General features: G+C 70.2%; 23 protein-coding genes. 14 read left to right on the plus strand and 9 right to left on the minus strand.

Annotation, left to right across the window (positions count from 1 at the left end):
• Positions 1-97: 97 nt before the first annotated feature.
• Positions 98-1,423 (minus strand): APC family permease, encoded by a 1,326-nt coding sequence (locus CSC65_RS15020; RefSeq protein ID WP_162411396.1) that lies wholly within the window; start codon positions 1,421-1,423, stop codon positions 98-100.
• Positions 1,420-2,328 carry an SMP-30/gluconolactonase/LRE family protein gene (locus CSC65_RS15025; RefSeq protein ID WP_162411397.1) on the minus strand — a complete coding sequence of 303 codons (909 nt, stop codon included), beginning with the start codon at positions 2,326-2,328 and terminating at the stop codon, positions 1,420-1,422. The genes CSC65_RS15020 and CSC65_RS15025 overlap by 4 nt, the downstream gene beginning before the upstream one ends.
• Before the next feature lie 125 nt (positions 2,329-2,453).
• Here CSC65_RS15025 and CSC65_RS15030 point away from each other — a divergent pair, with 125 nt between their 5' ends.
• Both CSC65_RS15030 and CSC65_RS15035 read left to right on the plus strand, forming a co-directional pair.
• Positions 2,454-3,743 carry an FAD-dependent oxidoreductase gene (locus CSC65_RS15030; protein ID WP_238390423.1) on the plus strand — a complete coding sequence of 430 codons (1,290 nt, stop codon included), beginning with the start codon at positions 2,454-2,456 and terminating at the stop codon, positions 3,741-3,743.
• Positions 3,744-3,754: 11 nt separating this feature from the next.
• The gene (locus tag CSC65_RS15035; RefSeq protein ID WP_162411421.1) at positions 3,755-4,180 is read left to right on the plus strand and encodes a YqaA family protein; all 426 of its coding nucleotides are present in this window, start codon (positions 3,755-3,757) and stop codon (positions 4,178-4,180) included.
• Positions 4,181-4,267: 87 nt separating this feature from the next.
• Here the strand turns inward: CSC65_RS15035 and CSC65_RS15040 are convergent, their stop codons facing one another.
• Positions 4,268-4,648, minus strand: coding sequence for an SHOCT domain-containing protein (locus tag CSC65_RS15040; protein ID WP_162411398.1), 381 nt, complete (start codon positions 4,646-4,648; stop codon positions 4,268-4,270).
• Positions 4,649-4,948: 300 nt separating this feature from the next.
• On the opposite strand from CSC65_RS15040, the gene CSC65_RS15045 reads away from it, so the two are divergent.
• Complete coding sequence (locus CSC65_RS15045) at positions 4,949-5,719, plus strand: polysaccharide deacetylase family protein (protein WP_238390424.1); 771 nt, start codon at positions 4,949-4,951, stop codon at positions 5,717-5,719.
• Between the two features lie 40 nt (positions 5,720-5,759).
• Here CSC65_RS15045 and CSC65_RS15050 read toward each other — a convergent pair whose 3' ends face one another.
• Entirely contained in the window at positions 5,760-6,101 is a 342-nt protein-coding gene (locus tag CSC65_RS15050; RefSeq protein WP_162411400.1) for a VOC family protein, read from the minus strand.
• 281 nt (positions 6,102-6,382) lie between these two features.
• Between CSC65_RS15050 and CSC65_RS15055 the strand changes: the two genes are divergently transcribed.
• From CSC65_RS15055 to CSC65_RS15065, 3 genes are all read left to right on the plus strand, one after another.
• The gene (locus CSC65_RS15055) at positions 6,383-7,159 is read left to right on the plus strand and encodes an OmpA family protein (protein ID WP_162411401.1); all 777 of its coding nucleotides are present in this window, start codon (positions 6,383-6,385) and stop codon (positions 7,157-7,159) included.
• A gap of 75 nt (positions 7,160-7,234) precedes the next feature.
• Positions 7,235-8,626 carry a DUF3300 domain-containing protein gene (locus CSC65_RS15060; RefSeq protein ID WP_162411402.1) on the plus strand — a complete coding sequence of 464 codons (1,392 nt, stop codon included), beginning with the start codon at positions 7,235-7,237 and terminating at the stop codon, positions 8,624-8,626.
• A 14-nt stretch (positions 8,627-8,640) separates the two neighbouring features.
• Positions 8,641-9,540, plus strand: a complete 900-nt coding sequence (locus CSC65_RS15065; RefSeq protein ID WP_162411403.1) for a DUF2950 domain-containing protein — start codon at positions 8,641-8,643, stop codon at positions 9,538-9,540.
• A gap of 11 nt (positions 9,541-9,551) precedes the next feature.
• Here CSC65_RS15065 and CSC65_RS15070 read toward each other — a convergent pair whose 3' ends face one another.
• The gene (locus CSC65_RS15070; RefSeq protein ID WP_162411404.1) at positions 9,552-9,986 is read right to left on the minus strand and encodes a VOC family protein; all 435 of its coding nucleotides are present in this window, start codon (positions 9,984-9,986) and stop codon (positions 9,552-9,554) included.
• Between the two features lie 283 nt (positions 9,987-10,269).
• On the opposite strand from CSC65_RS15070, the gene CSC65_RS15075 reads away from it, so the two are divergent.
• Positions 10,270-10,920, plus strand: a complete 651-nt coding sequence (locus tag CSC65_RS15075; RefSeq protein ID WP_162411405.1) for a DUF4136 domain-containing protein — start codon at positions 10,270-10,272, stop codon at positions 10,918-10,920.
• 81 nt (positions 10,921-11,001) lie between these two features.
• Here CSC65_RS15075 and CSC65_RS15080 read toward each other — a convergent pair whose 3' ends face one another.
• Together CSC65_RS15080 and CSC65_RS15085 are read right to left on the minus strand one after the other, a co-directional pair.
• Complete coding sequence (locus CSC65_RS15080) at positions 11,002-11,334, minus strand: EF-hand domain-containing protein (protein WP_162411406.1); 333 nt, start codon at positions 11,332-11,334, stop codon at positions 11,002-11,004.
• Positions 11,335-11,465: 131 nt separating this feature from the next.
• Complete coding sequence (locus CSC65_RS15085; protein WP_162411407.1) at positions 11,466-12,323, minus strand: transglutaminase-like domain-containing protein; 858 nt, start codon at positions 12,321-12,323, stop codon at positions 11,466-11,468.
• 158 nt (positions 12,324-12,481) lie between these two features.
• Here CSC65_RS15085 and CSC65_RS15090 point away from each other — a divergent pair, with 158 nt between their 5' ends.
• Complete coding sequence (locus CSC65_RS15090) at positions 12,482-12,835, plus strand: cupin domain-containing protein (RefSeq protein ID WP_162411408.1); 354 nt, start codon at positions 12,482-12,484, stop codon at positions 12,833-12,835.
• Positions 12,836-12,850: 15 nt separating this feature from the next.
• Here CSC65_RS15090 and CSC65_RS15095 read toward each other — a convergent pair whose 3' ends face one another.
• Positions 12,851-14,311 (minus strand): GGDEF domain-containing protein, encoded by a 1,461-nt coding sequence (locus CSC65_RS15095; protein ID WP_162411409.1) that lies wholly within the window; start codon positions 14,309-14,311, stop codon positions 12,851-12,853.
• A gap of 181 nt (positions 14,312-14,492) precedes the next feature.
• On the opposite strand from CSC65_RS15095, the gene CSC65_RS15100 reads away from it, so the two are divergent.
• The 4 genes from CSC65_RS15100 (at position 14,493) to gnd (ending at position 17,352) form a co-directional block, all read left to right on the plus strand.
• Entirely contained in the window at positions 14,493-14,930 is a 438-nt protein-coding gene (locus tag CSC65_RS15100) for a hypothetical protein (protein ID WP_162411410.1), read from the plus strand.
• A gap of 55 nt (positions 14,931-14,985) precedes the next feature.
• The gene (locus CSC65_RS15105) at positions 14,986-15,498 is read left to right on the plus strand and encodes a DUF1993 domain-containing protein (RefSeq protein ID WP_162411411.1); all 513 of its coding nucleotides are present in this window, start codon (positions 14,986-14,988) and stop codon (positions 15,496-15,498) included.
• A 91-nt stretch (positions 15,499-15,589) separates the two neighbouring features.
• The gene (locus tag CSC65_RS15110; protein ID WP_162411412.1) at positions 15,590-16,252 is read left to right on the plus strand and encodes a hypothetical protein; all 663 of its coding nucleotides are present in this window, start codon (positions 15,590-15,592) and stop codon (positions 16,250-16,252) included.
• Between the two features lie 191 nt (positions 16,253-16,443).
• Entirely contained in the window at positions 16,444-17,352 is a 909-nt protein-coding gene (gnd, locus tag CSC65_RS15115) for a phosphogluconate dehydrogenase (NAD(+)-dependent, decarboxylating) (RefSeq protein ID WP_162411413.1), read from the plus strand.
• A gap of 9 nt (positions 17,353-17,361) precedes the next feature.
• Here gnd and CSC65_RS15120 read toward each other — a convergent pair whose 3' ends face one another.
• A complete protein-coding gene (locus CSC65_RS15120) occupies positions 17,362-18,405 on the minus strand; it encodes an oxidoreductase (RefSeq protein ID WP_162411414.1) in 1,044 nt (347 codons plus the stop codon).
• Positions 18,406-18,581: 176 nt separating this feature from the next.
• Here CSC65_RS15120 and CSC65_RS15125 point away from each other — a divergent pair, with 176 nt between their 5' ends.
• On the plus strand, positions 18,582-18,929 hold the full coding sequence (locus CSC65_RS15125; protein WP_162411415.1) for a BON domain-containing protein: 348 nt from the start codon (positions 18,582-18,584) through the stop codon (positions 18,927-18,929).
• Between the two features lie 239 nt (positions 18,930-19,168).
• A partial coding sequence (locus CSC65_RS15130; protein WP_162411416.1) for a hypothetical protein occupies positions 19,169-19,348 on the plus strand: 180 nt, incomplete at its 3' end.

Below are 19,348 nucleotides of genomic sequence, written 5' to 3' on the forward strand. Positions count from 1 at the left end.
GTACCCTCGCGAAACCGGGGTCCTGGAACCTGCGTTACATCGCTGCTGCGGATGCTTTGGGTCGCGGCAAGCCTTGGCCGGGTGGACCCGGATCGACTCAGCCGGTCCGGCGCGGAAAGCGGTAGAACACGCTGCCCACCGCCATCGCCAGCGCGACCGCCAGCAGGTGCATCGGGCTGGCGCTCAGCAGCATCGCCAGCGACAGCACCAGCGCGGCCACCGGAACCAGCGTACCTCCGGGCAGGCCGAACGATCCGGGCGGATCGCCATGGCGCCGGCGCAACACCAGCACGCTGGCCGAGGTGCTGATGTAGGCCAGCAGGCGCGTGACCATCGACAGAAGCGCCAGCTGCACGAACGATCCGCTCAGCGCCAATGCGAGCGCCAGCGCGCACTGGAAAGCGATCGCCACCGCCGGCGTGTGCAGGCGCGGGTGCACATGGGCGAACACGCGCGGGCCATAGCCGTCGCTGGCCAGCGTATGCAGGAAGCGCGGACCCAGCAGCATGGTCGCGTTGCTGGTGCCCAGGATAGAAAGCGCCGCGCCGAGGGTGAGCAGCAGTGCCAGCGTCTCGCCACCGAACATGGCCGCGGCGTCGGCCAGCGGCGTGGTGGAGGCGGCCAGTCCCGGCAGCGTGCCCTGGGCCACCAGCTGCACCGCCGCGTACAGCGCCGTGACCAGCACGATCATCGCCACCAGCGCGAAGGGCACGTTGCGGCGCGGGTTGTGGTATTCGCCCGCGGCCACCGACAGGTTCTCGAACCCGGCGTACGCGAACAGCAACAGCAGCGCGGCCTGTCCGGTCTGCCGCCAATCCAGCGCCGACGGTGCCGCCGCGCCGAAGGCCATGCTCCAGTCGACATGGAACAGGCCGATGCACACGAACAGCGCCAGCGGCAGGAGCTTGCCGACCACCAGCGCCATCGACACGTTCGCCGCCCAGCGAACGCCGATGATGTTGATGCCGGCCAGCAGCAGCAACGAGCCGGCGATGACCAGGATGCGTCCGCCGCCGTCGCCGGCGGGCGCCCAGAAGCGCGCGATCGCCGCGGCCAGGCCATTGGCCAGCGAGGCGGCCGTGGCGATGCGGGTGAGCCAGATCATCCAGCCGACCTGGAAGCCGGCGAACGGCCCGAACGCTTCGCGTGCGTAGAGCACGCTGCCGCCCTGCACGTCGAAATAGCTGGCGGCCTTGGCGTAGCACAGCACCAGCAGGCTGACGGTCAATCCCGCCAGCAGCACGCCCCACACGCTGTACGGGCCAAGCAGGGCGAAGGCCGTGGCCGGCAGCAGGTAGACGCCGCTGCCGACCACGCTGTTGATCGACAGCCCGAGGATCTGCCAGCGGCCGACCGCGCGCAGCAGGCCCTGCGCGGAATGCGGACCCGGGGGTGGACCACCGGGTCGCGGCCGCTGCGTCATTCCGCGTCGGCCCCGGGTGCCCAGCGGTAGGCGCGCATCACGTCGTCGAACAGGAAGGGAATCACCAGCAGTTGCTCGTCGGGCAGGTAGAGGTGGTCGGCGTTGCCCTTGACCAGGGTCAGCAGCCGCGTCGGCGTGCCGTCGGCATCGACGTGCAGCAGCGTGCCAGGGGTGAAGTCGGTCACCGTCCAGCCACCGCGTCCATCCGGCTCGATGCCGTCGATATGGCCGATGGGCTGCTGGCCGATGCGACCGATCGTCCCCGTGGCCAGGTCGATCGTGGTGAGGTGGCCGAGCTGCTCCCCGTCCGGGCCGGCGACCTGCCAGCTGCCGAGCAGCAGGCGGTCGCCGTCCGCGCGCAGGCCATTGAACTTGCCGGTGACGTTCGTATCCACCTTCACCCACGGCGCGAACGTACCGTCGGACAGGCGGAACACGGTATCGAGCCGTCGACTGAAGGCGTAGACATTTCCCGCCGCGTCGGCAGTGGTGTCGTTGAACTGGGCCGGGCCACCATCGGCCGGCGCGTGGCGCGCGACGATGGCCGCGGCGTCCAGGTCCATCTCCACCAGCGCGTCGTCATCGCCGGCGTAGAGCCGGCCGTTGGCCAGGGACAGCCCCTTGGGGTTCTGCAGGCCGGTGATCCACTTCAGTTCGGTGATGTTGCCGCGGCCATCCAGCTGGCTGATGAAGCCGTCACCCGGCGTGGCGCCCTCGCCGCGCGTGGCCATGTTGGAGACATAGAACCGGTCGCGCGCGCGGTCGTAGACCACCGATTCTGGCGTGGAGAATCCGCCGACGGTCCACAGCAGCTCTGGCGCCGGTTGCGCCGCATGGACGGGCGCGGCAAACGCGGCGAGCGCGAGGCCCACCGAAGCGGTGCGTACGTGGGAAAGCAGGTCCATCGGAACATCCCCTCTCGAATCGAAAACCGTTTCTAGCATAGGGGGGGCGGTGCCCGCCCTGCGAACTCGCGCGCGCGCCGGCTTCCAGCGCGGGCGCCGCTCGTCGAAGATAGCGGCATACCCCGATGGACTCCTGGCAGCACATGGCCCCCCACCGCATCGCGATCGTCGGCTACGGCAGCGCCGGGCAGGCCGCAGCCCTGCTGCTCGGCCGCGACGGCCATGCGGTCACCGTGTACGAGCGCGTCGCCCGGCCCGGCCCGGTGGGCGCGGGCTTCCTGTTGCAACCCAGTGGCCTGCAGGTGCTGTGGAAGATGGGCCTGCTCGAGCCGGTGCTGCGCCACGGGGCGCGCGTGGACCGCCTGTTCGGCGACACGCCCTGCGGCCGCGCGGTGATGGACATGCGCTATGCGGGGCTGGAGTCGCGCCTGTACGGCGTAGGGCTGCAGCGCGGCGCCCTGTTCTCGATCCTCGAAGCGGCCTGGCCCGATCGCCGTCGCGCGCTGCAGGCCGGCCACGACATCGTTTCGGTCGACCCCGAGCGCGGCGTGCTGCGCGATGCGCTGGGTGGCGAACATGGTCCGTACGACCTGGTCGTCGTCGCCGATGGCGCCGCATCGCGGCTGCGCGATGCCGTCGCCGCGCCGCGCATCGACCGGCCGTATCCCTGGGGCGCGCTGTGGTGCCTGCTGCCGGCCGGCGAGTGGCCGTGGCTGGCCGAGCTGCGCCAGCGCTACGTCGCCGCGCGCCGGATGATCGGGCTGCTGCCGGTCGGCAGTTGCCCCGGTGATGCGACCCGGCGCTTGAGCTTCTTCTGGAGCCTGCGTACCGATGCCTTCGAGGCCTGGGAAGGGCAAGGCCTTGCCGCCTGGCAGGACGAGCTGCAGCGGTTGTGGCCCGAGGCCGCGGGCGTGTTCGCGGGCATCACCGACGCCGGCCAGCTGGCGCGGGCGCGCTATCGCGACACGACCGTGAGGCACTGGCATCGCGGCCGCGTGGTGCTGCTCGGCGATGCGGCCCATTCGATGAGCCCGCAGCTGGGGCAGGGCGTCAACATGGCGCTGATGGACGCGCACGCACTGGCGCGCTCGCTGCAGGGCGAGGCATCGCTGCCGGAGGCACTGGCCGCCTATCAGCGCGAACGCCGCGCGCACGTGTGGATCTACCAGCTGTGGAGCCGATGGCTCACCCCGCTGTTCCAGTCCGAGCAGGATGTCGCGGCGAAGCTGCGCGACGCCGCGCTGTTGCCGCTGGGGCGCATGCCGGGCGGGCGTGGCCAGATGCTGCGGGTGCTGACCGGCACGCGTCGGGGACTGTTCGGCACGCTGGGGCTGGAGGACGGCTTCATCGACGCGCTCGAGCAGCCGATGCCTGCGGCCGGCTGCATCGCAGCGACGGAACAGGCGCGCGCATGATCGCCAGCGGCATGGTCTACGGTGGCTTGTTCCTCGCCGCCTTCCTGGCCGCCACGTTGCTGCCGATGCAGTCCGAGGCGGCGCTGGTCGCGCTGCTGCTGGCCGACTATCCGCCGTGGTTGCTGGTGGCGGTGGCCAGCACCGGCAACGTGCTGGGCTCCACGCTGAACTGGTGGCTGGGGCGCGAGCTGCTGCGCTTCCAGGGGCGTCGCTGGTTTCCGGTATCGCCGGCTGCACTGACGCGCGCGCAGCACGGATATGGGCGCTGGGGCCGCTGGTCGCTGCTGCTGAGCTGGATGCCCGTGATCGGCGATCCATTGACCCTGGTCGCCGGCGTCATGCGCGAACCGCTGCGGGTATTCCTGCCGCTGGTGGTCGTGGCCAAGGCCGGGCGCTACCTCGTGCTGGCCTGGGCCACGCTGCGCTATCTCGGCTGACGCGACGATCGTGTCGCCGGCGTCCGCGTCCTGAAGACGGAACGGCCCGGTCCCGCAACGGCGGAACCGGGCCGTGCGCGTGCCGTATCAGCCGAGGGCCTTGGCCTTCAGCTTGGCGAACTCTTCGGCGTTGATGGTGCCGGCATCCAGCAGCGCCTTGGCTTCGGCGATCTGCCCGGCCGCCGACTTGCCGCCGGCGATGTTGCGGATGTAGGCATCGGTCTCCGCGCGTGCCTCATGGACCGCGGCGGCCTGGCGTTCGGACATGCCGCGACCGCGGGCGATGATGTAGAGCAGCGCGGTGAGGAACGGCAGGAAGATCAGGCCGATGAACCAGATCGCCTTGGAGAACCCGCCCAGGTTCTTGTCGCGGAACAGGTCGACGATGATCTGGAACAGGACCAGCAGGTACGCGACCAGGACGAAGGTCATCAGGATCAGCCACACGGTATCCCAGAAATTGCTCATCTTTTCGGTCCTCCCCTTGCAGTGACTACGATGGTGGACGCCTGACCATGCCCCCCATGAAAGGCGCTGTGTGTCGCCGGTCACACTAGCACCGGTGCCATGACAAGTCATTGGCAGGGCATCTGGGGCGTGTTTGCGATGCGCGATGCCGTGGATGCGCGGCGTCGCGGTGCGCAACGCGCAGGCCACGGAGTCGCGGTACGCTTTGGCTCCTGGGCCAGGGGAATGGCGATGTCGGGGGGCGCGATGATCATGCGAATGGGGTGGGCCGCGATGTGCGCGGGCCTGTTGGTTTCACCCGTGGCGGACGCGGCGCGGGATTTCGCCTGGCCCGATGGCAGGAGGGCCGCGGTCAGCCTGTCCTACGACGACGCGCTGGATTCGCAGCTGGACAACGCGATCCCCGCGCTGGACCGGCATGGACTGAAGGGCACGTTCTACCTGGTGCCCGCGAACGAGCCGGTGCGACTGCGCATGGAGGGCTGGCGTGCCGCGGCGCGCAACGGCCACGAACTGGGCAACCACAGCCTGTTCCACCAGTGCTCGGCGCAGGGCGCGGGCCGCGAATGGGTGCAGCCCGAACGCGACCTCGATGGCGTCAGCGTCGCGCAGATGCGCGAACAGGTGGTGCTGGCCAACACGTTCCTGCAGGCGCTCGACGGACGCAGCGACGGGCGTACCTTCACCGCGCCCTGCGGCGACCGCCAGGCGAAGGACGGCAACTACATCGATGCGATCAGCGACCAGTTCGTGGGCATCAAGCTGGTCGGCGGCACCGTGGTCCCGGACATGGCCGCGCTCGATACGCAGGCCGTGCCGGTGCACGTGCCGGTCGACGCCACGGGCACGCAGCTGATCGCACTGGTGGAGGAGGCCGGACGCCAGGGCACCATGGTCAACTTCACCTTCCACGGCATCGGAGGCGACCACCTGAGCGTGTCGGTGCAGGCGCACGAGGAACTGCTGGACTACCTCGACCGGCACCGCGACACCTACTGGACCGCGACCTTCCTCGAACAGATGCGCTGGGTCCGCCAGCAACAGTCGGCGGCGAAGGCGAAGGGTCGCTAGCGCGCGATTCCCGTGGCGCGCCGGCGAGGCGGCGTCGCGCTCAGGTGCGTGGCGGCTCGGCCAGGGTGATCCGGTTGCCATCCGGATCGTCGAGTTGCGCGATCGCGCCGAACGGGCCACGCACGGTCTCGCCGGACTCGATGCCCGCCGTGGCCAGGCGCGCGCGCTCGGCTTCGATGTCGGACACCACCAGCGTGGCCATGCCGCCGCCGGCCCGCCGAGGTTCGCGCATCACCTGGAAGCCGAAGCCGTCCAGGTACCACTGCGCGAGATCCGGGATCGGGCGGTCGTCCGCCGGACGACCGAACAGCTTTGCATACCAGTCCAGTGCGGCCGCCAGGTCCTGGACCGGCGAAACGGCGAACAGTCCGATGCAGCGCATGGCGGCGTCTCCGTGGGCGTGCCGCGATTAGAGCATGCGCGCATGGCGCCGCCGTGGGGCCCGGATGCATTTCCTGAATGCGATGCATCGATGGTTCCCGCCGTTCGCGGCTGCGTGGGGCCAAAGGCCAATTGAGGCGTTTCCGTCGCCGCGCGTAGCGTCAGCCCGGTCCGGTGCCCCCCGCGAAGACGCCCGCCGCGCCCTCGCCATATCCAGGCCGGCGCCCCGCGGATGATCCCGGATGCGGCGGGGCCGGTTCTCCCTTCACCGCTGGAGGAACAATGAATACTCCCTCGCATCCCCGGCGCCTGTTGCGCGCCGCGGCACTGGCGACCCTGCTGGTCGCGCTGCCGTCGTTTGCCGCCGACGGCGAGAAGATCAAGATCAAGGGCCTGGTCACCGCCGTCCAGGGCGACACGATCACGGTCAAGGACGCCAACAACGCGACCCAGACCATCACCGTCAACGCCGATACGACCTACAAGAAGACCAAGGGCCTGACCGGCGCCATCCACGAGAAGGTCGGGCAGGGTGCGCTGATGCCGGGCCTGCCGGTCACCGTCGAGGCCGTGCCTGCCGGTGCGGGTTTCAGCGCGACCGAGGTCAGCTTCAAGTCCGAGGATTTCAAGGTCGCCCAGCAGGTCGAGGCCGGGCTTGCGCCGACCACCGCGCGCATGGACGACTTCGGCAAGTACGAAGCGCTGGCCACGGCCGAGGTGCTGTTCGCCAGCGGGAGCACGGCGATCTCCGCCGCCGGCAAGGCCGACCTCGACGCCTTGGCCACCAAGGCCAAGGACACCGCCGACTACCAGGTCGTGCTGCAGGGCTTCACCGATTCCACCGGCGACGCGGCGGCCAACCAGCGCCTGAGCGAGCGCCGTGCCACCGCGGTCACCGACTACCTGCAACAGCATGCCGGGCTGGCCCCCGGGCGGGTCCGTGCCGGCGATGGCATGGGCGTGGCGCCCGATGCCGGCAACGGCAGCAACGCCGGGGCCCGCAAGGTCGTGGTGAAGCTGGTGGTCGACAAGGGCGTGCAGGCCGGCAAGGCCAAGTAGCCGATCGCGGCTACCGGCCGCGTCCCGTACAGGCGGGTCCCGATGGGGCCCGCCTCCGCGTTCCAGGAGGATCCCATGCGCATTTCCGCGCCCCAATTGCTGGCTACCGCGCTGCTGCTCGCGGTGGCGGACGGACCCGGCGTGGCGACGGCCTGGGCCGCGCCGCAGTCCGCTGCGTCCAGTGCCAAGCCGGCCGCATCGTCGACGTTCAGCGTCGAGCAACTCGACCAGATGATGGCGCCGATCGCGCTGTATCCGGATTCGCTGCTCGCGCAGGTGCTGATGGCCTCGACCTATCCTGGCGACGTTGCCGACGCGGTGAAATGGTCGGCCGCGCACAAGGACGCCAAGGGCGAGGCGGCGGTGAAGCAGGTCGCCAGCCAGCCCTGGGATCCGAGCGTGCAATCGCTGGTCGCGTTCCCGCAGCTGCTGGCCGTGCTCGGGCAGGACCCGGCGTGGGTGCAGAAAATGGGCGATGCGTTCCTGGGCCAGCCCGATGCGGTGATGGCCTCGGTGCAGCGCCTGCGCCACCAGGCCGAAGCGGCTGGCAACCTGAAGTCCAACGAGCAGCAGAAGGTGAGCACGCAGGCTGCCGCGCCCGCCGCCGCTGCCGCGCCGCAGACCATCATCATCGAATCGGCCGACCCCGAAGTGGTGTACGTGCCCAGCTACAACCCCAGCGTCGTCTACGGCGGCTGGGCCTATCCGTCCTATCCCCCGTACTACTACCCGCCACCGCCGTACTACTACCCGGGCGGCGCGCTGCTCAGCTTCGGCATCGGCGTCGCGGTGGGGGGCGCGTTGTGGGGCGACTTCAACTGGGGCGGCAACGACATCGACATCGACATCGACCGCTACAACGAGTTCAACAGCAACCGCCAGATCGATCGCGGCGGCGACGGCAAGTGGAACCACAACGCCGCCAATCGCGATGGCGTGCCGTATCGCGACAACGCGAGCCGCGAGAAGTACGGGCGGCAGAAGGATGGCGCGGCCAATCGCGACGCGTATCGCGGTCGTGACCAGTCGCAGGCGCGCAATGCCGACCGCGACCGTGCCCGCCAGTCGATGGAGCGCAGTGGCATCCAGCCGCCGGCCACGAGCAACATGGAAGCGCGCGATCGCGCCGGCCAGGCTTCGCGCGACATCAGCCAGCGCGATGCCGGCCAGCGCAACACAGGCCAGCGTGATGCAGGCCAGCGTGGCAACGCCGGACAGGGCGCCGGGGCCTCCAACAGCAACGTCCGGGCGCAGGCCGACGCGCGCCAGCGCGCATCGACCGGGCAGGCCGGGCACAACAACAACGCCTTCTCCGGCGCAGGCAACCCGGGGCAGTCGCGCGCGGCCTCCAGCCGCGGGCACAGCAGCTACTCCGCTTCGCAGCGTCCCTCGGGCGCGCGCAGCGGTGGGGCACCCATGCACCGTTCGTCGCCGCCACGGGGTGGTGGCGGTGGCCGCCGCCGTTGACCAGGAGACCTGCCATGACTGTTTCCCTTCGCCTGCTCCCGGTCCTGTGCCTCTCGCTGCTCGCATTGCCGGCCGTGGCGCAGCGGGCCTATCCCACGCCCGAGGCGACCGCCGAGGCCCTGGTCGCCGCGCTGGGCACCGAGCGTGCCGACGCTGCCCGCCTGGTCGAACTGTTCGGCCCCGACTGGGCGCAGTACGTCCCGCTGGACAACGTCGACCGGGGTGATGTCGACGCCTTCCTCGCCCGCTACCGCGAACACCACGTGCTGCAGAAGCGCGACGCCACCCACGCGACGCTCGCCGTCGGCAAGGAGGGCTGGACCCTGCCGGTGCCGCTGGTGAAGGGCGCCGCGGGCTGGGCCTTCGACCTGGAGGCCGGCGCGCCGGAACTGCGCGCGCGCCGGATCGGCCGCAACGAACTTGACGCCATGCAGGCGTCGCTGGCCTACGTGGATGCGCAGGAGGAGTACGCCAGCGAGGACCGCGATGGCGACGGCGTGCTCGAGTACGCGCAGAAGTTCGTCAGCACCGATGGCAAGCGCGATGGCCTGTTCTGGCAAGCCGACGGCGGTGCGGAAAGTCCGCTCGGTCCGCTGTTCGGCGACGACACGCCCGATGGCGCCTGGCACGGTTACCACTACCGGATACTCCAGGCGCAGGGGCAGTCGGCGCCGCGGGGCGCCTATCCCTACACGCTGGGCGACAACATGAGCCGCGGTTTCGCCCTGGTGGCCTGGCCGGCGCGGTATGGCGACACCGGGGTAATGACCTTCCTCGTCAGCCACGACGGCCAGGTGTTCGAGAAGGACCTGGGGCCGGAGAGCCCGAAGCTGGCCCAGGCGATGGCGGCGTTCGATCCCGACAGCAGCTGGCAGGAAGTGACGGGCACCGCCACCGCCGCAGCCAGGCCCTGAGTCGCGAAGGACTACCCGGCGAACGTCACCGTCACCGAGCTGGCGCTGCGTTCGGCCGGGCCGTGGTACACGGCCTCGATGTTGTTGCCGTCCGGATCGAGCACGAAGGCGGCGTAGTAGCCGGGATGGTAGGGACGTTCGCCCGGGGTGCCGTTGTCGCTCCCGCCGTGGGCCAGTGCCGCGGCGTGGAACGCATCCACCGTCGCCCGGTCACGGGCCTGGAAAGCGAGATGGTGGCGACCGGTCAACTCGCCGGCCGCCGCTTCGCTGTCGGCCGTGGAGACGAACAGCTCGTCCGCCCAGAAATAGCCCTCGCCCGTGCCACCCAGGGGCACGCCGAGCACCTCGAAGATGGCGCTGTAGAAGGCCTGGCTGGCCGGCAGGTCGCGCACCACCAGCTGGAGGTGGTCGATCAGGCGGCCGCGATGCAGCTGCTGGGTTTCCATGGGCGCACTCCTGTGTGGGCGCGCCAGTCTGCCGCGATCGGGTAAAGCGCGCGTGAGCGTGGTCCCGGTCAGGCTCGCGTGGCCGCATCGTGATCCGGGCCGTCGGATCGGCACGCGCGGAAGGCCGCAGGGCGGCAGCGCAAGGGCTGGCTGTCCGGGGATGCCAGCAGCGGAGCGTCCTCCGGCCATCGGACCGCATGGCCGCCCCGTACAGCAGGCGCGGGCCGGGCGATTGGCTATGCTTGGCCCTGGCCGCCCATTTCCGGACCCCAGGAGTCGACCCTTGAACATTCCCCGTTCCCGCATTGCCAGGATCGCCGCACCCTTGCTGGCGTGCGGCCTGCTTGTCGCCGCCGCGGGCTGCTCCTTCTCGCCCACGGCCGCGCGCAACACACCGGCCGGGCAGGTGACCGTGGTGTTGCCGGCGACCGCCATGCCGGGGCACGGTTATGCCTTCGTGCCCATGCCCTCCATCACCGCGCCCGAGCAGGATGCGCGCGTCCAGGACGAGCAGCTCCGCGCACGCCTGCAGAAGGCGCTGGACAGCGCGCTGCAGGCCAAGGGCTATCGCCCGGTGGACGTGGCGCGTGCGGACTTCCTGGTCGCATGGCGGGTGGGCGTTCGCGATATCCACGACGTGCAGGCGGTGCAGACCGAAGTGGGGAACACCACGCCGATGGCGGGGATCAAGTGCAGCGGCGGCAGCTGCTCGCAGCTGGTGGTGCGCAACGAGGATGGCGCGCCCGTGGTCCGCTACAACACCAGCGACCGCACCGAGGGTGGCCTGCTGGTGGAGATGGTGGAGCCCGGCTCGATCCGCGTGGTCTGGCGCGCACTCAACACCGGTACGGTAAGGCCGGGCGTAGGCGAACAGGCGAACCTGGATGCGATCGCCGCGCATACGCTGGCGCAGCTGCCCGCGCCCGCCCACTGACCGCAAGCCGGTCGCGACGCCGCAAGAAGAACGCCCGGCCAATGGCCGGGCGTTGCACATGTGGCCGCTAGAGCGGGGCCGTTACGGCGTGGGCTCGGGCGACTTCGGGTTGGTGGTCGGCACCGGCCGCGCCTTGGCGCGGACGTCCTTCTTCTCGCCCGGAGTCATGCCGCGTTCCTGGCCGGCGTCGATCTCCTCGTCGGTGACGTAGCCGTCGCCATTGATGTCGTACTTGGCGAAATCGTCACTGGTCTTGTGGCCACCGGCGGTGAACTCGGCCAGGGACAGGCGGCTGTCGCCGTCGGCGTCCATCTTCTTGACCTTGTCGGTGCTGGACAGGTTGCCGTCGCCGGCGATGGCGGCACCGGCGAATGCGAACGCGGCCGAGGCGAGGATGATGCGGATCGTCTTCATGGGTATCTCCTGTGGGGGCGGTTCGCCGCCCTGTGTGCGGATCATTGGCGATGCCGCGTTGACCGGATGCGAACGCAACGGCTGCGCGGCGTGAAATGCCCGCGGCGTGGACGTACTGCGCGGGGATGCATTCAGGCGACGCAGTCGACCGGGACCGGATCCCGCGCGATATCGAGCGCGGCATGGGGGGTCTCTTCGGTCACGATGTCGAAGCGTTCAAGCGTGTTCGGGCCGAACGTGCTGCTGATCGCCACGTCCGCCGCGTCGCGTCCGCGTGCGATCAGGACGCGGCCGATGCGTGGCACGTTGTGGCGCGCGTCGAAGGTGTACCAGTCGCCATCCAGCCAGACCTCGAACCAGGCCGAGAAGTCCATCGGTGCATCCACCGGCGGCACGCCGATGTCGCCCAGGTAGCCGGTGCAGTAGCGCGCGGGAATGTTCATGCAGCGGCACAGGGCCACCGCCGCGTGTGCGAAGTCACGGCACACGCCGCGGCCTTCTTCCAGCGCACGCAGGGCGCCGCGCGTCGGATCGGCATGGTGGTAGCCGAACTGGATCGCCGCGTGCACGTGGTCGCAGATCGCCTGGACCCGCGTCCAGCCGGGTTCGACATGGCCGAAGCGGTCCCACGCGTACTGCATCAGTGTATCGGACTCGCAATAGCGGCTGCCCAGCAGGAACGGCAGGGTCTCGTCGGGCAGTGCTTCCACCGGCACCTGCATGGCGTCGGGCTGTTGCCGGTCGGGCAGGCCGCTGTCGCGCACGATCGCGGCAGCGCTCAGCAGCAGCAGGCCCGCTGGTGCATGCAGGCGCGTACAGGTATTGCCGAAACCGTCGCGGTACTTGCGCAGCGGCACCGAGGGCAGCGTCGACAGCGGCTCGCAGTCGGTGATGTCGCCGCTGCGCGAGCCGTGGATGTCCAGCATCACCACCATGGGCGTGGGCTGGACGAAGCGGTAGGCGATCTCGAAGCCGAGATGGAGCAGCATGGGAGGTCCTGTCGTCGGCGGCGTGTGGACAGCCACTTGAGCGCGTTGCCGAGGAAGGACGCGTGAAACAGTGCGCGGTGCAGCTGTCCCGTTCAACCTGCGCATCCGGTGTTCACGAACGGTGCCGCACTGTCGCGGTTCCCGCCGCGGAGAAACCCATGCAGCACCGTCGCTTGCGCTTCGGCCAGGGATTCCGCGTGCTGTTCGAATGCCGCGGTGTCCAGGCGGCACAGATGGTGATCGCACCCGGAGGCCGCGAGGGCGACGCGGACAACCGCCATGGCGGTGCCGAGCAATGGCTCTACGTGGTCTCGGGCACCGGCGTGGCGATCGTGGACGGCAAACGTCGCGCGCTGGCGGCGGGGAGCCTGTTGCTGGTCGAGCGCGGCGAGGCGCACGAGATCCGCAACAGCGGCCGGACTCCGCTGAAGACGCTCAATTTCTACTCGCCGCCGGCGTATACGGCGACAGGCAACGAGCGGCCGCCGGGGCGTCCGCCACGCGGCAGCTGAACCGCCGGAGCGGCGTCAGTGGGCGACGACCACGCGGTTGCGCCCGTCGCGCTTGGCCTGGTACATCGCGCGGTCGGCGCGGTGGACGAGGTGCTCGCGGTCTTCGCCAAGCTGGCGCATCGCCACTCCCGCGCTGAAGGTGAACGTGATGCGCCGCCCTTCATGCATCGCCGGCTGCGCGGCAAGCGCGCGCTGCATCCGCTGCACGACGGACTGGGCCTCGGCCAGCGGCGTTCCCGGCAGCAGCAGCACGAATTCCTCGCCGCCATGGCGGCAGACCGCGTCGACCGCACGCAGGCCGCCGCGCAGGATCGCCACGAAGTGGCGCAGCGCCGCGTCGCCCCCGGGATGGCCATGGCGTGCGTTGAGCCGGCTGAATTCGTCCAGGTCCAGCACCGCCAGCGTCAGCGGGCGAGCATCGCGCTCGGCGTGCGCGGCCTCGCGCTCGTAGAGTTCCTCGAAGCCGCGCCGGTTCAACGCGCCGGTCAGCGGATCGCTGCGGACCAGGTCGCCCACGTCGCGCAACTGCGTCTCCAGCTCGCGGATGCGCGCCTCGGCCGCGTCGACCTCGGCGCGCGCGGCGACCATCTGTTCGCGCGAGCGCAGCGCCTGCGCCTGCAGCTGGATGGTGTCCTCGAGCACGTCGTCCATGCGCTTGCCCAACTCGGCAATGCTGCGGGCCTCGCGGATGACCTGCAGGTGGCTTTCGATCCGGGTCTGGAACTGGCCGGTGCTGGCGGTCATGCCATCGAGCCGCTCGACGAAGGTCACCATCATCGTGCGCATCGCGTCCTTGGAATCGACGATGCCCTGCTTGAGCAGGCCCTGCTGGTAGACCAGCTCGCGCAGGCCGTTGCGGGTGGCCTCCAGGGTCTGCCGGTCCGGATCGCCGGCGAGCAGCTCGCGGACCACGGCGACCTGGCCATGCAGCCAGCTGCCGTCGTCGAGCAGCTCGACCAGGTTCTCCAGCAGCAGGTCGAACAGGCCCAGCATCAGCGTGTGCTGTTCGGTGGTCTCGCCGGCATGCACGCCGACCTGGTGGCACAGCTCGCGGACCCGGCGTGCCAGCGGGGCCAGGTCGCTGCCCGGACGCCACTGCCGCAGCTCGGTGCCCAGCGCGCTGGACTCGTCGGCCAGTGCCGGCAAGGGCTGCAGCAGCGAGGCCAGGGCCACGCCCACCGCCTGCCGCAGCAGGTCGCGCAGCTGGTCGGACTCGGCCAGCGCGCCACCGGCCTCCAGGCTTTCGGCGAACTCGCGCAGGTACTTGTCCAGGAACTGGTGCAGGAGGCGGTGGCAGGTGCGCCAGTCCTCCTCGCGCAGCGCCGACTGCAGGCGGCGGCCCAGGCTGCCCAGCTCGCCGGGCAGGGCGGCCATGCCGTCGGCGAAATCGGGCAGGACCGACCGCGCACCGGCCGCCACGACCGCGTCGACCGCGGGTTCACGGACGGAGACGGAAGGACCGCGGTCGATCGGCATGGCATGAGCTCCGGTATCGCCGGCACGCAAGGACGCGCACGGCCGGCAAGCGTGCGCTGGGAGTTCAGGGATTAGCGGCCGCAACGGGCGCGGGTTTAGCCCGGTTGCGGTCCGCACTGCCGGGCCGGCGGGCAAAGGCGTACGCTCAGGCCGCGGCACTGGCGCCGCGACGGGAGGACGCATGCAGACGACGTCCGGGCCGGTCAGGCCCAAGGCTTACTGGTGGGTGGCGATCCTGGCCCTGGTGTGGAACCTGCTGGGCCTGGCGATGTTCTTCGTCCAGGTGACCATGGATGAAGCGCGCCTGGCCACCCTGGCCGAGGCCGAACGGCAGGTCTTCCTGGCCACCCCGCCATGGGTGAACGTGGCTTTTGCCTTCGCGGTGATCGGCGGCGTGCTCGGTGCGCTGTGCCTGCTGCTGCGCAGGCGCTGGGCGGTGCCGATGTTCGGCGTCTCGCTGCTGGCGCTGCTGGTCCAGTTCGCTGGCGCCTACCTGGTCACCCCCGCCTGGCAGGCTTACGGCGTCGCCGGCCTGGCCATGCCCGTGCTGTTGCTGGTGATCTCGCTGGCCTTGCTGGCCTATGCGCGGCGCTGCCGGGCCCGCGGCTGGTTGCGTTGAGCACCCTGGCGCCGGCCGCAGGGCCGGCGCTCCCTTCTCCTGTACGGGATATCCGATGACTGCACCGATCTCGATGTACGCCGCTTCCGTTCCGGCCTTCATGCGCGCGCTGCGCAACCTGCGCGAGGTGCTCCAGCGCGGCGAAGCGCATGCCATCGAACGCGGCTTCGAGCCGGCCGTGCTGCTGCAGGCGCGGCTCGCACCTGACATGCGACCGCTGCTCAACCAGGTGCAGATGGCCACCGACACCGCCAAGAACGGCGCCGCGCGCCTGGCAGGCGTGGAGGCCCCGGTGTTCGTCGACGACGAGAGCGATTTCGCCGGTCTATACGCGCGCATCGACCGTGCGATCGCGTACCTCCGGGAATTCGCGCCGGCCCAGATCGATGGCAGCGAGACGCGACCGGTCCTGCTCAGGACCCCGCGCGGCGAGCATTCCTTCGAAGGCCTGGGTTACCTCACCGGCTTCGCCCTGCCCAACCTCTATTTCCACGTCACCACCGCCTACGCCGTGCTGCGCCACAACGGCGTGCCGCTGGGCAAGCTGGATTACCTCGGGCGGGGCTGAGCTCCCGGGTTGCATGATCCGCAGGGCGACGACGTACGTGCCTTCGCCGCCGTCCACGCCACGGTGACCCCTCGGCTTCTGCAGGAACGCCATGGACCTGATGCGACTGCTGCGCTCGCTGGAAGAATTCCTCTACGAGCTCGTGGGTTGGCTGGTGTTCTATCCGCGCACGTTCTGGCGGGTGCTGCGGCATCCGGGTGCGATGGCGCGCTATACCCGGCTGGAGCTCGCCCAGCCGCCGGAGCGGCAGTTCGAGGAAACCATCAGCCCGGTGCTGATGCTGATCCTCTCGGTGGTGCTGGCGCACGTGGCGGAGATGGCGTTGAAGGTATCGCTGCCGACGATGTCCACGCCGGTGGGGAAGCTGCTGTTCGGCAGCGAGCAGTTCCTGCTGCTCACGCGCTCGGCCGTGTTCTGCATCTACGCCCTCGGCGCGGCGCTGGGCACGTTGCGCCAGGACGGCAGCAAGGTCACCCGCGCAACGCTGCGCGAGCCATTCTCCATCCAGGCCTTCCTCGCATGCCCGTTCGTGGTGATGTTCTCCATCGGAGAGCAGCTCGCCCGCACTGCGGAAGCCCGCGAAGCCGGCGTGGTCCTGGCCTGCGCGGCCGTGGTCTGGTACATCGTGGCCCGCGCGATCGCCTACCGCGCGCTGTACCGGTCCGGCTGGCTCAAGGCGCTGGCGCTGGTCATCGCGTCGTTCAGCCTCACCACGATCCTGGTCTTGGCCGCATTCGCGCTGCTGCTGGTGTGAGATCGCACGCGGACGCCCGCGCGCATTAAGGCCATGGCGGGGTGGGCGCGGCTCCAGGCTGCACGGAACAGCCGCCTGCTGGCGTGCGAGGTACGTCGCTTGTCCCGCTGTCGAACCACGATTCGTGGACGTGCATTGGCGCCCGCCGGTGCCGCATGCGAGGCTCTGCCCTACACACGAAGGGAGGTCGCATGGACATCGGCATGATCGGGCTGGGCCGGATGGGCGCGAACATGGCGGCGCGGTTGAAGCGTGGCGGGCACCGGGTGGCCGGCTTCGATCCCGGCGCGGCGGCGCGCCAGGCGGCGAGCGAGGCGCACGGGCTGGAGACGTTCGACTCGCTGGCGGCGCTGGTGGCCGCGCAGCCGGCGCCGCGCACGCTGTGGCTGATGGTGCCGGCCGGCGCGGTGGTGGATGCGACGCTGGAGGCGCTGGGTCCGCTGCTGCAGGCCGGCGACGTGGTCGTGGATGGCGGGAACTCCAATTACCAGGACAGCCAGCGCCGCGCGACGCGATGCCGGGAAGCGGGCGTCCACTTCCTCGATTGCGGCACCAGTGGCGGGGTGTGGGGCCTGGCCGAGGGCTACAGCCTGATGGTCGGCGGCGACGCGCAGGCCTGCGAACGGCTGCGGCCGCTGTTCGAAACGCTCGCGCCGGCGCCCGAGCGCGGCTGGGGCCGGGTCGGCCCCAGTGGTGCAGGGCACTTCGCCAAGATGATCCACAACGGCATCGAGTACGGAATGATGCAGGCCTATGCCGAGGGCTTCGCGATCATGCAGCGCAAGGAGTCGCTCGCGCTGGATCTGCCGCAGGTCGCGGAAATATGGCGGCACGGCAGCGTGGTCAGGTCCTGGCTGCTGGACCTGGCCGCCGATGCGCTGCAGGACAATCCTGCGCTGGACGGCATCGCGCCGTTCGTGGCCGATTCGGGCGAGGGGCGCTGGACCGTGGCCGAGGCGATCGAGCTGGACGTGGCCGCGCCGGTGATCACGCTCTCGCTGCTGGAGCGGCTGCGTTCGCGCGAGAAGGACTCCTTCGCCGACAAGATGCTCGCGGCGCTGCGCGACCGGTTCGGCGGGCACGGCGTGAAGCGCGAGTAGCGCGGCCGCTCAGTCGAAGGCGACCTCGCGCCGTTGCGCGTCGCTGAGCAGTCCGGCCTCGATGACCCGCATCACCTGCAGGGCTTCGCCGGCACCCACCGGCGGCGGCGTACCGTCGTTGATCGCATCGCGCAACGCGGCGTAGTAGGCCGGGTAGTTGCCGTGCGGAGAGGGCGAACGCGCCTCGTGCACGCTGCCATCGGCCTGCACCTGCAGCAGCGTGCCCGGCCGTGGATCGCGTCCCCAGCCGGCGTCGGTGGGCAGCGCACCGCCGCGCAGGGCGTCCTCCTGCGGATCGAGGCCGTGCTTGATCCAGCTTCCACCCGTGCCATGCACGGCGAAGCGCAGTCCGTGCCCGGGCACCAGCGCGCCGGCATGCAGGACCGCGCGCAGTCGCGGGTAGCGCAGCTGTACGTGGAAGTAGTCGGTCGCCTGCGCGCCTTGGCGCTGTTGCGCCAGGTCGGCGCACACCGCCAGGGGCGGGCCGAACAGCTTCAGCACCTGGTCGACCAGGTGCGGGCCCAGGTCGTACCACAGGCCGCTGCCCGCGCCCGCGCGGTCGCGCCACCGGTCCGGCACCTGCGGACGGAAGCGGTCGAAGTGCGAATGCAGTTCGACCACCTCGCCCAGCGCGCCGGCCTCCAGCAGGGCACCCAGGGCGAGGAAATCCGCGTCCCAGCGCCGGTTGTGGAACGCGCCCAGCACGCGCCCGGCCTGCTCCGCAGCGGCGATCATCGACCGGGCCTGGCCGATGTCCAGGGCGAACGGCTTGTCCACCACGACGTGCTTGCCCGCGGCCAGTGCGGCCAGTGCCAGCGGCGCATGGGTGTCGTTGGGCGTGGCCACCACCACCAGGTCGATGGCGGCATCGGCGAAGGCCTGCGCGGGGTCGGCGAGCACGCGCGCCTGCGGATGGCCCGCGTGCACCTTGCCGGCATCGCGCGATACCACGGTATGCAGGCGCAAGCCCGGCGTGCATGCCACCAGCGGTGCATGGAAGACGCTTCCGGCCAGGCCGAAGCCGAGCAGCGCCACGTTGAGGTCGTTGGACATGTGGATGGTCTGGACAGGGCACGCGCATTACACGCGTCGGCGACAGGTTGCTGCAAGCGCACTCAGGGTGCTGAACGCAGCACAACCTTCACATCTGATTTCACCGGCGCTGTACGGCGATCTGCAGAGACTTGCCCCACACCCGGCGACACCGCCGGCAATGAATGAGGTCACACATGCGCAAGAGCACCACGATCCTCGCCGCCACCCTTGCCGCGGTCCTGTTCTCCGGTGCGGCGATGGCCAACGATGACAAGCCGGCCAAGAAGCCTGCCGCCGAAGCGGCTTCGGCGCAGCCGGTCGACGACACCTGGATCACCACCAAGGTCAAGTCGAGCCTGCTCGCCGATACCGAGGTGGCGGGTACCAAGATCGACGTCGATACGGTCAATGGCGTGGTCTTCCTGACCGGCACCGCCCATACCCAGGCACAGGCGGACCAGGCCAAGAAGGTCGCCGCCGGCATCCAGGGCGTATCCAAGGTCGACACGACCAAACTGAAGGTCGTGCCCGCCGGCGGCTGATTACGCCGGGATGTTTGCTGGCGCACCGGAGTGACGACGGCGCGCCACGGCGGCGCGGAGCTTCACGCTCCGCGCCGCTTTCTTTTGCGCTTGCGGATGCCGTTTGCCGATGCGACGGGTTCGCCCGGCTGTTTCGAGCGTTACATTCCATTACATGAGCCGTGGACGGCGCCGCGGCTGGTGATGGCGCGGGGCTCCGTTAGAATCCAGCCTTCGTCCCCGACCTACACGCACAACCGATGCCGATCGCCCCCAAGCCCGCCGACGCGAGAGTCGAGTCCCTGCTCGCGCGCATGACCCTCGAGGAGAAGGTCGGGCAGCTGGGCATGTTCGCCGACATGGTGCGGCCGTTCGCGCCCGACGTGAATCCTGAAGCCAACGTGCGCAACGCCGCCGAGGTCCTCGACCAGGTGCGGGCG

This window comes from Pseudoxanthomonas daejeonensis (genome assembly GCF_010093205.1).
In the GTDB taxonomy this organism is placed as follows: domain Bacteria; phylum Pseudomonadota; class Gammaproteobacteria; order Xanthomonadales; family Xanthomonadaceae; genus Pseudoxanthomonas; species Pseudoxanthomonas daejeonensis.

Excerpts from the sequence above, each read along its gene's own strand:
- CSC65_RS15030 (WP_238390423.1), top strand. The coding sequence starts at position 2,454 with ATGGACTCCTGGCAGCACATGGCCCCCCACCGCATCGCGATCGTCGGC.
- CSC65_RS15125 (WP_162411415.1), top strand. The coding sequence starts at position 18,582 with ATGCGCAAGAGCACCACGATCCTCGCCGCCACCCTTGCCGCGGTCCTG.
- CSC65_RS15120 (WP_162411414.1), bottom strand. The coding sequence starts at position 18,405 with ATGTCCAACGACCTCAACGTGGCGCTGCTCGGCTTCGGCCTGGCCGGA.
- CSC65_RS15085 (WP_162411407.1), bottom strand. The coding sequence starts at position 12,323 with ATGCTGCTCCATCTCGGCTTCGAGATCGCCTACCGCTTCGTCCAGCCC.
- CSC65_RS15020 (WP_162411396.1), bottom strand. The coding sequence starts at position 1,423 with ATGACGCAGCGGCCGCGACCCGGTGGTCCACCCCCGGGTCCGCATTCC.
- CSC65_RS15080 (WP_162411406.1), bottom strand. The coding sequence starts at position 11,334 with ATGAAGACGATCCGCATCATCCTCGCCTCGGCCGCGTTCGCATTCGCC.
- CSC65_RS15065 (WP_162411403.1), top strand. The coding sequence starts at position 8,641 with ATGACTGTTTCCCTTCGCCTGCTCCCGGTCCTGTGCCTCTCGCTGCTC.
- CSC65_RS15050 (WP_162411400.1), bottom strand. The coding sequence starts at position 6,101 with ATGCGCTGCATCGGACTGTTCGCCGTTTCGCCGGTCCAGGACCTGGCG.
- CSC65_RS15110 (WP_162411412.1), top strand. The coding sequence starts at position 15,590 with ATGGACCTGATGCGACTGCTGCGCTCGCTGGAAGAATTCCTCTACGAG.
- CSC65_RS15090 (WP_162411408.1), top strand. The coding sequence starts at position 12,482 with ATGCAGCACCGTCGCTTGCGCTTCGGCCAGGGATTCCGCGTGCTGTTC.
- CSC65_RS15055 (WP_162411401.1), top strand. The coding sequence starts at position 6,383 with ATGAATACTCCCTCGCATCCCCGGCGCCTGTTGCGCGCCGCGGCACTG.
- CSC65_RS15025 (WP_162411397.1), bottom strand. The coding sequence starts at position 2,328 with ATGGACCTGCTTTCCCACGTACGCACCGCTTCGGTGGGCCTCGCGCTC.
- CSC65_RS15105 (WP_162411411.1), top strand. The coding sequence starts at position 14,986 with ATGACTGCACCGATCTCGATGTACGCCGCTTCCGTTCCGGCCTTCATG.
- CSC65_RS15095 (WP_162411409.1), bottom strand. The coding sequence starts at position 14,311 with ATGCCGATCGACCGCGGTCCTTCCGTCTCCGTCCGTGAACCCGCGGTC.
- CSC65_RS15100 (WP_162411410.1), top strand. The coding sequence starts at position 14,493 with ATGCAGACGACGTCCGGGCCGGTCAGGCCCAAGGCTTACTGGTGGGTG.
- gnd (WP_162411413.1), top strand. The coding sequence starts at position 16,444 with ATGGACATCGGCATGATCGGGCTGGGCCGGATGGGCGCGAACATGGCG.
- CSC65_RS15035 (WP_162411421.1), top strand. The coding sequence starts at position 3,755 with ATGGTCTACGGTGGCTTGTTCCTCGCCGCCTTCCTGGCCGCCACGTTG.
- CSC65_RS15070 (WP_162411404.1), bottom strand. The coding sequence starts at position 9,986 with ATGGAAACCCAGCAGCTGCATCGCGGCCGCCTGATCGACCACCTCCAG.
- CSC65_RS15040 (WP_162411398.1), bottom strand. The coding sequence starts at position 4,648 with ATGAGCAATTTCTGGGATACCGTGTGGCTGATCCTGATGACCTTCGTC.
- CSC65_RS15060 (WP_162411402.1), top strand. The coding sequence starts at position 7,235 with ATGCGCATTTCCGCGCCCCAATTGCTGGCTACCGCGCTGCTGCTCGCG.